The sequence below is a fragment of the Streptomyces sp. NPDC050433 genome (assembly GCF_044458565.1).
GTDB lineage: Bacteria > Actinomycetota > Actinomycetes > Streptomycetales > Streptomycetaceae > Streptomyces.
Map to the genome: position 1 here is coordinate 109,351 of NZ_JBITIB010000029.1, position 8,160 is coordinate 117,510.

The following is an 8,160-nucleotide window of genomic DNA, read 5'->3' on the forward strand; positions in this document are numbered from 1 at the left end:
GCACGCGGGGTGCTGCGACTCGTCGCACGACGACTGCTACAGCTGATACCCACCCTGCTCGGTCTGTCGGTTCTCCTCTTCCTGTGGCTGAACCGGCTGCCCGGCGGACCCGCGTCGGCGATCCTCGGCGAGCGGGCGACCGAGGCCGAAGTGGCCCGTATCAACCGGGCGTTGGGACTCGACGAGCCGGTGTGGGTCCAGTACTGGCGGTTCATCAAGCGGATCTTCGAACTGGACCTCGGCACCTCCACCCAGACCGGCCAGCCGGTGTGGGAGGAATTCACCCTGCGCTTCCCGGCGACCGTCGAACTCAGCGTCGCCGCGATACTCATCGCGGTCGTGGTCGGCGTCCCGCTGGGCTACTTCGCCGCCCGGCGCCGCGGCAGCTGGCTCGATGTGACCGCCGTGTCGGGCTCGCTGCTCGGCATCTGTATCCCGGTCTTCTTCCTGGCGCTGCTCCTCAAGGGCCTCTTCGCCGTCAACCTCGGGATCTTCCCGAGCTACGGGCGGCTTTCGACCGGCATCGACGCGACGAAGGTCACCGGATTCGCCGTCCTGGACGGCCTGTTGACCGGTGAGTTCGACGCGTCGTGGGACGCGATCATGCATCTGGTGCTGCCCGCCGTCGCGCTCGCCTCCATCCCGCTGGCCGTCATCGTGCGGATGACGCGGGCCAGCGTGCTCGAAGTGCTGGGCGAGGACTACGTACGTACGGCGGAGTCCAAGGGCCTGGAAAAGCGCGTCGTACGCGCCCGGCACGTCCTGCGCAACGCGCTGCTGCCGGTGATCACCGCGGTCGGCCTGCTGACCGGCAGCCTGCTGTCCGGCGCCGTCCTCACCGAGTCCGTCTTCAGCTTCGGAGGGATCGGATCCTTCATCCGTACGTCGATCGACGCCCGCGACTATCCCGTGCTCGTGGGCTTCATCCTCTTCATCGCGCTGGTGTACGTCCTGATCAATCTGCTGGTCGACGTGGCGTACAGCCTCATCGACCCGAGAGTGCGGGTGCACTGACGTGAACGCGATCCCCGATCTCACCCCGAAGATGACGAAGAAGGCCGACAAGATCGACCGGCTCGCACAGCTCACCGAGCGGACCGAGACCACCTCGGGCGCCGGGCTGTGGCGCGAGGCGTTCCGGCGGCTGCGCACCAGCAAGACGGCCATCATCGGCGGCGTCGTCATCGGCCTGTTCGTGCTGGTCGCGATCGTCGGCCCGTGGCTCGCCCCGTACAGCCCCACCGTGCAGGAGTGGCGCGGCGAGGTCTTCCCCAACCAGGGGCGCTTCGTCGGACCGCGCGGCGAGAACTGGTTCGGTCTCGACCACCTGGGGCGCGACGAGTTCTCCCGGATGCTCGTCGGCGCCCGGCAGACCCTGCTCGTGGGCGTCGTGTCGATGCTCATCGGCCTGGTGGCCGGCGCGGTCATCGGCGCCGTGTCGGGCGCGGCGGCGACGCTCGGCGGGGAGCCGGGCAAGCGCGTCGACACCGTCATCATGCGCGTCACCGACATCATGCTGGCGCTGCCCTCGCTGCTGCTGGCCGTGTCCGTGGCCGCCGTGCTGGGGCAGTCGCTGACCACCGTGATGATCGCGGTGGGCGTGGTCCAAGTGCCGGTGTTCGCACGGCTGTTGCGTGGCTCGATGCTCGCGCAGGGCAGCTCGGACTATGTCCTGGCGGCCAAGGCGGTGGGCATCCGCAAGCGCCGTATCGTCCTCACCCAGATCATGCCCAACTCGCTCAGCCCGGTGATCGTCCAGGCGACGCTCAGCCTCGCCACCGCGATCATCGAGGCCGCCGCCCTGTCCTACCTGGGCCTCGGCAATCCCGACCCGGCGATCCCGGAGTGGGGCGTGATGCTGTCGCAGGCACAGCGCTTCTTCGACAACGCGCCGATGATGTCGGTCTATCCGGCGGTCGGGATCATCGTCACCGCTCTTGGCTTCACGCTGCTCGGTGAGGCGATGCGGGAAGCTCTCGACCCGAAGCTGCGAGGCTGAAGTCCCATGTCGCTACTGTCAGTTGACGCACTGTCGGTCACCTTCGCCGGGCACGGTACGGGGCGGGGTACTCGGCGCGACACGAAGGCCGTCGACGGCGTCTCCTTCGATGTCGCCGAGGGCCAGGTCGTCGGCCTGGTGGGCGAGTCGGGCTGCGGCAAGTCCGTGACGGCGCTCGCCCTGATGGGGCTGCTCCCGCGCAAGGGGGTGACCGTGGGCGGTCGCGCCGAGTTCGACGGGGCCGACCTGCTGTCCATGGGCGAGAAGAAGATCCGCGACCTGCGCGGCAGCCAGCTCGCGATGATCTTCCAGGACCCGCTCTCCTCGCTCAACCCGGTCGTCCCCATCGGCGTGCAGGTCACCGAGATCCTGACCCGTCACCGCGGGCTGAAGGGCGAACCGGCCCGTAAGGAGGCCGCCACGCTGCTCGACCGCGTCGGCATCCCCGACCCGGACCGGCGGCTGAAGGAGTACCCGCACCAGCTCTCGGGCGGCATGCGGCAGCGCGCGCTCATCGCGATGGCGGTCGCGTGCGCGCCGCGCCTGCTGATCGCGGACGAGCCGACGACGGCGCTCGACGTCACCATCCAGGCCCAGATCCTAGAACTGCTCAAGGAGTTGGTGGATCAGGAGGGCACGGCGCTTCTGATGATCACTCATGATCTGGGCGTCGTCGCCGGGTTGTGCGACCAGGTCAATGTGCTCTACGCGGGGCGGGCGGTGGAGACGGCGGGCCGCCGTGAACTGTTCGCGCACCCCACCCATCCGTACGCGCACGGTCTGCTCGGCTCCATCCCGCGCCTGGACGCACCGCGCGGCGAAGCGCTCCGGCCGATCCGGGGGTCGATCAACGACAAGATCGCGTGGGCGGACGGCTGCGCGTTCGCGCCCCGGTGCGACTTCTACACGATGGAGTGCCTGACGGGCACGCCGGAACTCACCGAACCGCGCGCGCCCGGCCACCAGGTGCGCTGCGTCAACCCGGTCCTGCCGGCCGGCACTTCCGATCCTGCTGATCCGGTGGAACCCACGGCGGAGGTCTCCTCATGAGTCTGCTCGAACTGGACGGCGTCAAGGTCCACTTCCCCGTCAAGAAGGGCATCTTCTTCGACCGTACCGTCGGCCATGTGTACGCCGTCGACGGCGTCTCGCTGAAGGTCGAGGCGGGCCAGACGTACGGCCTGGTGGGGGAGTCGGGCTGCGGCAAGACCACCCTCGGCCGCGCCGTCCTGCGCCTCGTCGACATCACCGACGGCGAGGTCGTCTTCGACGGCACGGATCTGGCGAAGCTGCCCGAGGAGGAGATGCGGAAGATCCGGCACCGCCTCCAGATGGTCTTCCAGGATCCGCTCGGCAGCCTCAACCCCCGGCAGAACATCGAGTCGATCCTCTCCGAGGGCATGGCGGCGCACGGCATCGGCGCCGACCAGGAGGACCGCCGGAGGCGGATCAAGAAGATCCTCGCGGAGGTCGGCCTGCCGACGAACGCGCTCTCGCGCTATCCGCACGAGTTCTCCGGCGGCCAGCGCCAGCGCATCGGCATCGCACGGGCGCTCGTCCTCGAACCGGACGTGATCATCTGCGACGAGCCGGTCTCGGCGCTCGACGTCTCCATCCAGGCGCAGGTGATCAACCTCCTTGAGGAGCTTCAGGAGTCCAAGGGGCTGACGTATCTCGTCATCGCCCACGACCTGGCCGTGGTCCGCCATATCTCGGACGTTATCGGGGTCATGTATCTGGGCTCGCTGGTGGAGGAGGCCCCCAGCGACGCGCTGTACGCCGAGCCGAGGCACCCGTACACGAAGGCCCTGATGTCGGCGGTCCCGGTGCCCGACCCGGAGGTGGAGGACCGCCGCGAACGCATCCTGCTCCACGGCGACCTGCCGTCCCCGGCCTCCCCGCCGGCCGGATGCCGCTTCCACACGCGCTGCCCGTGGAAGCAGGAGACTCGCTGCGCGACGGAGCGGCCGGAGCTGACGGTGCTGGGGGACGGCCACCGGGTGGCGTGCCACTTCGCCGCGGAGATCGAGGCGGGGACGGTGGAGCGGACGCGGGCGACGGGGATCGCGGCGGTGACGCAGACGGAGCCGGAGGCGCTGACGGAGGCTGTCTGAGTCTCCCCGGGACGGGGCTCGTGGGGCGCGCGGTAGAACTGTCGGGTGTTCCAGGAACTGTTCACCCCCTCCGTCCAGCACTCGCTCGACCTCGCGGGCATCTTCGTTTTCGCGATATCCGGCGCGCTGCTGGCCGTCCGCAAGAACTTCGACGTCTTCGGCATGGCGGTGCTCGCCGAGGCCACCGGGCTGGGCGGTGGGCTGCTCCGGGACCTGATCATCGGCGCGGTACCGCCGGCCGCCTTCACCGACCTCGGCTACTTCACGATGCCGCTGGTCGCGACGGTCCTGGTCTTCTTCCTGCACCCGCATGTCGAACGCATCCAGGGCGCGGTGAACGTCTTCGACGCGGCGGGGCTCGGGCTGTTCTGCGTGACGGGCACGGTGAAGGCGTACGAGTACGGGCTCGGCCTCACCGCGTCCGCCGCGCTCGGTCTCGCCACGGCGGCGGGCGGTGGTGTGCTGCGCGACGTCCTCGCCAACGAGGTCCCGTCGCTGTTGCGCTGGGACCGCGACCTGTACGCCGTACCCGCGATCGTCGGCGCGACGACGGTGGTGATCTGCATCCGTCTCGACGCGCTGAACGGGCTGACGAGCGGGCTCGCGGCCGTCACGGCGTTCGTGCTGAGGCTGCTGGCCATGCGCTTCCACTGGCGGGCGCCGCGTGCCTACAACCGGCGCTCGACGGCGGCCGAGGAGCCGGGATCGAACATCTAAGCTACCGCTCAGTAAGGCGATGTTGTACGGTTCTGTTCATGGCACAGGCAGCGCAGGAATCCATCGCGGACGGCGAGTTCGGCGGCGAGTACGACGGCGACGTCGGCAACGAGTTCGACCGCGACACCTCCGTCACCCTCCGTGAACCGGGCGTCTACGACGCCGAACTGTCCGAGGGGTGGGCGATCCTCTCCGCCGTCAACGGCGGCTATCTGCTGGCGATCGTGGCCCGCGCGCTGCGCGACGCGCTGCCGCACCCCGATCCCTTCACGGTCACGGCCCACTACCTGACCCCGTCGAAGCCCGGCCCGGCGGTCGTCCGTACGGAGGCGGTACGGTCCGGCCGCACCCTCACCACCGGGCAGGCGTCGCTCTACCAGTACGAGCCCGACGGCACGGAGGTCGAACGCGTCCGCGTCCTCGCCGCGTACGGCGCGCTGGACTCCCTCAGCGACGACGTCCGCACCTCGGTCAAGCCGCCCACGCTTCCGCCGCCGGAGCGGTGCCTCGGTACGGAGGACGGGCCGGCCGCCCTTCCGGGCGACTCGGGCTTCACGCAGCGCGTGGTGGTCAGGCTGGACCCGGAGACGGCGGGCTGGGCGGTGGGCTCACCTTCCGGAAAGGGCGAGGTGCGCGGATGGTTCTCGCTGGCGGACCCCCGCGAGCCGGACCCGCTCTCGCTGCTGCTGACGGTGGACGCCTTCCCGCCGACCGCCTTCGACCTCGGGCTCATGGGCTGGACCCCGACGGTCGAACTGACCACCCACATCCGCAGCCGCCCGGCACCGGGGCCGCTGCGGGTCTTCGTCACCACGCGGAACCTGGCGGGCGGCTATCTGGAGGAGGACGCGGAAGTCTGGGACAGCGCGGACCGTCTGGTGGCCCAGTCCCGCCAACTGGCCAGGGCACCACGGGAGGCGAGGGTGCCCGAGGGGCGGTAGCGGGGGCGACATCACGGAGCGGTACGGAGGAAGTCGCCCAGTGCCAGGGTGAGTTCGGCGGGAGCGTCCTCCTGCACGAGGTGGCCGGCGCCCGCGATCAGCCGCAGCTCGGCACCGGGGACGAGCCGGGCGAGCTGCCGCCCCTTCTCCTGCGGGATCCAGGTGTCCTCCTCGCCCCAGCAGATCAGCACCGGCAGGTCCAACTCGCCGTACCGGCCCTCGATCTCGTCGGTGAAGCGCTGGTCGTTCTGCTCGATCTGCCGGTAGAACGCGGGCCGCCCCGCCTCCGTGCACCAGGGCTCCACCAGCGCGTCCAGGACGTCCCCGCGCAGTCCGGGGTGGCTGGCGGAACCGACGTACTCCCGCACGAGCGCCCGGTGCAGTCCGGGCGGCAACTGCCCGAAGACACCGCCGTGTTCACCGAGGAGCCGATACGTGGGCGAGCCCCACGGCGCGAGCGCCACGGGATCCACCAGCGCCAGCCGTCCGTACCGCGCGCCGTGCAGCAGCGTCGCGCGCAGGGCGACACACCCCCCGAAGTCGTGCGCGACGACGGCGGGCCGCTCCAGTCCCCAGTGCCCGAGCAGTTCGCCGAAGACCCGCGCCTGCGCGCCCAGCGACACGTCCTGCCCCTGCCGCATCTCCGACGCCCCGAAGCCGGGCATGTCCCACACGTACACCCGATGCCGCTCCGCGAGCGCCCGCGCGGGGCCCCGCCACACGTACGACGAGAACGGCGTCCCGTGCAGCAGCACGACCGGCCGTCCGTCAACAGGTTCGTCGGGCCCGAGGGTGCCCCACCGGACCTCACCGGACGAGCTGCTGAACGTGTGGCCGAGAGTCCATCCATCCATGCCCACCAGGCTAATTCGAGGGTCTGACATCCCCCGGTCCCGCCGCCGGTCGGGCCCGGTGGTGACGAACATCTCGGCTCTCCTGCCGCGACCGGTCGGGCCGCCGCCATCCCCGTGGCGGTTTTCCCGCCGGACCGGCCCCGGACGGCCCCGGAGCAGGCAGCGAGCGGCGTACGGTGCGACGCCTCTCCGGCCCGCCCGCGCGCCCCGTGCCCCGCTCACGCGCCCGCCCACGGCGATCCGCACCCGTCGCGGCTCGTAGAATCGAAAGCACCATGGCTTATCTCGACCACGCCGCGACCACCCCGATGCTTCCCGAGGCGATCGAGGCGATGACCGCTCGTTTCGCCGAGGTCGGCAACGCGTCCTCGTTGCACGCCGCCGGGCGGCGGGCCCGGCGTACCGTCGAGGAGGCGCGCGAAGAGCTGGCCGAATCCCTCGGCGCCCGGCCCAGCGAGATCGTCTTCACCGCCGGCGGCACCGAGGCCGACAACCTCGCGGTGAAGGGTCTCTACTGGTCCCGCCGCGACGCGGACCCGGCCAGGACGCGCGTACTCGCCAGCCCCGTGGAACACCACGCCGTCCTCGACGCCGTTCACTGGCTGGGGGAGCACGAGGGCGCGAACGTCGAGTACCTGCCCGTCGACACGTACGGCAGGGTCTCGCCGGAGGCCCTGCGCGAGGCCATCGAACGCGACCCGGACGATGTGGCCCTGGCCACCGTCATGTGGGCGAACAACGAGATCGGCACCATCCTGCCGGTACGTGAACTCGCCGAGGTCGCCGCCGAGTTCGGCGTGCCGCTGCACTCGGACGCCGTCCAGGCGTTCGGCCAGACCGAGGTCGACTTCGGCGCGTCGGGACTCGCCGCGATGACCGTCACGGGGCACAAGATCGGCGGCCCGTACGGCGTCGGCGCGCTGCTCCTCGGCCGCGAGTACACCCCCGTCCCCGTCCTGCACGGCGGCGGCCAGGAACGGCACGTGCGCTCGGGCACCCTCGACGTCCCGGCCGTCGCGGCGTTCGCCGTCGCGGGGCGGCTGGCCGCGGAACGGCGGGGCGAGTTCACGCGCGACATCGGCGCCCTGCGCGACGAGTTGATCGCCTCCGTACGGAAGGCCGTACCGGACGCGGTCCTCGGCGGCGACCCCGTCGACCGCCTCCCCGCCAACGCCCACTTCAGCTTCCCAGGCTGCGAGGGCGACTCCCTGCTCCTGCTGCTGGACGCGCAGGGGATCGAGTGCTCGACCGGGTCGGCCTGCACGGCGGGGGTCGCGCAGCCCAGCCACGTACTGCTCGCGACGGGCACGGACCCCGAACTGGCGCGCGGCACGCTCCGGTTCTCCCTCGGCCACACCTCTACAGAGGCCGACGTCAAGGCGGTCGCCTCGGCGATCGGCCCGGCGGTGCAGCGGGCGAGGACGGCGGGTCTGAGCTAGACCCAATGCCGGTGACTTTGGCCTTTCTTTCTCGTTGGTTGTGGTGTGGCGAGGGTGGGGCAGGTCAAGTCGCCTGCGGGTGAGCGGTTGTCGGAC

7 protein-coding genes and 1 pseudogene are annotated in these 8,160 nt (G+C 70.8%); 7 read left to right on the forward strand and 1 reads right to left on the reverse strand.

Annotated elements, in window-relative coordinates:
• The first annotated feature begins 9 nt into the window (after positions 1-9).
• From ACIBLA_RS29745 to ACIBLA_RS29770, 6 genes and pseudogenes are all read left to right on the forward strand, one after another.
• Positions 10-1,014, forward strand: coding sequence for an ABC transporter permease (locus ACIBLA_RS29745; RefSeq protein WP_363243266.1), 1,005 nt, complete (start codon positions 10-12; stop codon positions 1,012-1,014).
• Between the two features lie 31 nt (positions 1,015-1,045).
• Entirely contained in the window at positions 1,046-1,999 is a 954-nt protein-coding gene (locus ACIBLA_RS29750) for an ABC transporter permease (protein WP_363243349.1), read from the forward strand.
• A 6-nt stretch (positions 2,000-2,005) separates the two neighbouring features.
• Entirely contained in the window at positions 2,006-3,049 is a 1,044-nt protein-coding gene (locus tag ACIBLA_RS29755; RefSeq protein WP_363243265.1) for an ABC transporter ATP-binding protein, read from the forward strand.
• Positions 3,046-4,110 (forward strand): annotated as a pseudogene (locus ACIBLA_RS29760) (ABC transporter ATP-binding protein); the annotation flags it as partial. The gene ACIBLA_RS29755 and the pseudogene ACIBLA_RS29760, both read left to right, overlap by 4 nt.
• Positions 4,111-4,158: 48 nt before the next feature.
• Positions 4,159-4,830, forward strand: coding sequence for a trimeric intracellular cation channel family protein (locus tag ACIBLA_RS29765; protein ID WP_399200400.1), 672 nt, complete (start codon positions 4,159-4,161; stop codon positions 4,828-4,830).
• 38 nt (positions 4,831-4,868) lie between these two features.
• Complete coding sequence (locus ACIBLA_RS29770; protein WP_399200401.1) at positions 4,869-5,771, forward strand: thioesterase family protein; 903 nt, start codon at positions 4,869-4,871, stop codon at positions 5,769-5,771.
• 11 nt (positions 5,772-5,782) lie between these two features.
• Here the strand turns inward: ACIBLA_RS29770 and ACIBLA_RS29775 are convergent, their stop codons facing one another.
• Positions 5,783-6,625, reverse strand: coding sequence for an alpha/beta hydrolase (locus ACIBLA_RS29775; protein WP_363243262.1), 843 nt, complete (start codon positions 6,623-6,625; stop codon positions 5,783-5,785).
• Positions 6,626-6,900: 275 nt separating this feature from the next.
• Here ACIBLA_RS29775 and ACIBLA_RS29780 point away from each other — a divergent pair, with 275 nt between their 5' ends.
• The gene (locus ACIBLA_RS29780) at positions 6,901-8,064 is read left to right on the forward strand and encodes a cysteine desulfurase family protein (RefSeq protein ID WP_399200402.1); all 1,164 of its coding nucleotides are present in this window, start codon (positions 6,901-6,903) and stop codon (positions 8,062-8,064) included.
• The last annotated feature ends 96 nt before the right edge of the window (positions 8,065-8,160 follow it).